A 2,923-nucleotide genomic window follows, 5' to 3' on the forward strand; every position below is an offset into this window, starting at 1 on the left:
GTGCAGCGCACCGAGTGCGGCGCGCAAGGCAGGCAGCTCGGGCTCGTCGCGGCGCGCGCAGGCGATCGCCGTGACCTCGTGCCCGCCGGCCTGCGCCGTCTGCTGCACCGACGGCAGCAGCACCGGATGCGGCCCGAGCTCGACGAACACCGTGACGCCATCGGCCAGCAGCTGCTGCACCGTCGCGCCGAAGCGCACCGGCTGGCGCAGGTTGTCGGCCCAGTAGCGGCCGGTCAGCTCGGCGCCTTCGGCACGGCGCGCAAGCACCGTCGAGTACAGCGCCGCGCGCGTGGCCTGGGGTTGCAGGTCGTGCAGCTCCGCGGCGAGCTCGGCCGCCAGCGGCTGCATCTGCGGGCTGTGCGAGGCCACGTCGACCTTGACCAGGCGACAGAACACGCCTTCGGATTCCAGCTGGGCCATCAGCGCCTGCACGACGGCCGGGTCGCCGGAGATCACGCTGGAGCGCGGGCTGTTGCTGACGGCCACCGCGACCTGGGCTTCCTGCCCGGCGATGCGAGCCTGCGCCTCGGCCATGCCCAGCTCGACCAGCGCCATCGCGCCCTGCCCGCTCGTGCGGCGCATCAGCGCGCTGCGGCGGCAGATGATGCGCATCGCCTGCGGCAGGCTCAGCGCGCCGGCCACCGTGGCTGCGGCGACCTCGCCCATGCTGTGGCCGACCACCGCATCGGGTTCGATGCCGTGCGCGCGCCACAGCGCGGCATAGGCCCACGCCAGCGCGACCAGCACCGGCTGGATCACGTCGATCTGGTCGAGGCGGTATGCGGGGCTGCCGGGCTCGGCGGCGAGCTGTTCGGCGATCGACCAGTCGGCGAACGGCCGGGCGGCTTCGTCGCACGCATCGAGCGCTGCGCGGAAGACGGGTTCGCGCGCCATCAGCTCGCGCGCCATGCCGGTCCATTGCGCGCCCTGGCCAGGGCAGATGAACGCGATCTTCGGTCGCTCGGACGGCGCGGCACCCTCGGCCGCCGCCGCCTCGCCATCGGCATACCGCTTCAGCGCGGCCGCCATCGCCAGCGCATCGTCGGCAACGAAGGCCGCGCGCTGCGCCAGCGCGGTGCGACGCGTCGCGGCGTTCCAGCAGACATCGGCCAGCGGCGCGCCGGCGGTCAGCAACGCGGCGTAGCGCAGCGCCAGTGCGCGCAAGGCTGCATCGCTGCGTGCCGAGAGAACAAGCAAGGGCACGGTGCCGTCGGCGCTCACCGTCTCGGCCTGCGGCGCCCCCTCGAGCACGACGTGCGCATTGGTGCCTGCGATGCCGAACGCGCTGATGCCGGCCAGCGGCGCCTGCGCCGGCCACGGCCGCGCCTCGCGCGCGACCTCCACCGGCATCTGCGCCCACGGAATCGCCGGGTTCGGCTCGCGGCAGTGCAGGCTCGCCGGGATCTGCCGGTGCTGCAGCGCGAGCGCCGCCTTGATGAAACCGGCCACGCCGGCTGCGCCCTCGGTGTGGCCGAAGTTGGTCTTCACCGAACCGACCGCGGCCCGCCCGCCCGCCGCGCGGCCCTCGCCGAGCACATCGGACAACGCGCCCAGCTCGACCGGGTCGCCCGCCCGCGTGCCGGTGCCGTGCGCCTCGACATAGCCGACCTCGGCGGCCGGGCGCCCGGCATCGCGGTACGCGCTGCGCAGCAAGGCCTGCTGCCCGCTGCGGCTGGGCGTGCCCATTGAGCCGCTGCTGCGGCCATCGTTGTTGACCGCGCTGCCGCGGATCAGCGCGTAGATGCGGTCGCCATCGGCCTGCGCCTGCGCCAGCGTCTTCAGCACGACCAGGCCGGCACCTTCGCTGCGCACGTAGCCGTCGCCGCGCGCATCGCCGAACTTGCAGCGGCCGTCGGGCGCCATCATGCGGCTCTGCGAGTACGCGATGCTGATGTGCGGCTGCAGGATGATGTTGACGCCGCCGGCGATCGCGAGCGTGCATTCGCCGTGCCGCACCGCGCGCGCCGCGAGGTGGATGGCCGCCAGCGACGACGAGCACGCGGTGTCCAGCGTCAGGCTCGGGCCGCGCAGGCCGAGCGCGTACGACAGCCGGCCCGACGATGCATAGCGCCCGCTGCCGGTGGTCATGTAGAAGTCAACCGCCTCGGGATCGCTGAACAGCCGGGCCTCGAAATCGCCGAGCCACTGGCCGACGTAGACGCCGGCCCGGTCGGCATCGATGCGCGACACGTCCTGGCCCGCGTCTTCGAGCGCCTCCCACGCGGTCTCGAGCAGCAGGCGCTGCTGCGGATCGAGCCGCTCGGCCTCGCGCGGCGAGATGCCGAAGAACTCGGCGTCGAAGTCTTCGATGCCGTCCAGGAAACCGCCCCAGCGCGTCATGATGCGGCCCGGTGTCGCCGGCCGCGGGTCGTGGTAGTGGCCGAGGTCGATGCGGCTCGCGGGGATCTCGGCGATTGCGTCGCGGCCTTCGCTCAGCAGCTGCCAGAAGCTCTGCGGGTCGCTGACACCGCCGGGGAAGCGGCAGCCCATCCCGACGACGGCGACATCAGCAACAACGGCGGCGGCAGCGTGGGCTGGCGTGTCGTTGTCGGTGCTGCGCATGGAAGCCTCTCGTCAGGCGAAGCTGGGGGATTTCGCCAACGGCAGCGCCAGCAGCGGTGCCAGCGTCACCGACAGGTCGGCCAGCAGCGCGTCGCGCCGGCCGGTGAGGTAGAAGTGATCGCCGGGGAACACCCGCACGCGGAACGGGCCGCGCGTCTCGCCGCGCCAGCCTTCGAGGTGAGCGCGTGGCGTCAGCGGGTCGTCGCTGCCGCCGAACACCGACAGCGCGCACGCGAGCGGTGCGCGGCCGGCCGGCGGCTGGTGCGTCTCGAGCGCGGCGATGTCGGCGCGCAGGCTGGGCAGCAGCAGCGCCATCACGTCGGCATGCTGCAGCACCTCGGCCGGAATGCCGCCGTAGCGG

General features: G+C 73.6%; 2 protein-coding genes. Both read right to left on the reverse strand.

Annotated features, from left to right (window positions below; translation table 11 throughout):
* The coding region (locus AC1D12_RS29810; protein ID WP_477844831.1) for a type I polyketide synthase at positions 1 to 2,562 on the reverse strand (2,562 nt) is incomplete at its 3' end.
* A 12-nt stretch (positions 2,563 to 2,574) separates the two neighbouring features.
* On the reverse strand, positions 2,575 to 2,923 hold a 349-nt coding region (locus tag AC1D12_RS29815; RefSeq protein ID WP_477844833.1), incomplete at its 5' end, for a thioesterase II family protein.

It is taken from the genome of Rhizobacter sp. P1_G5 (assembly GCF_056405435.1).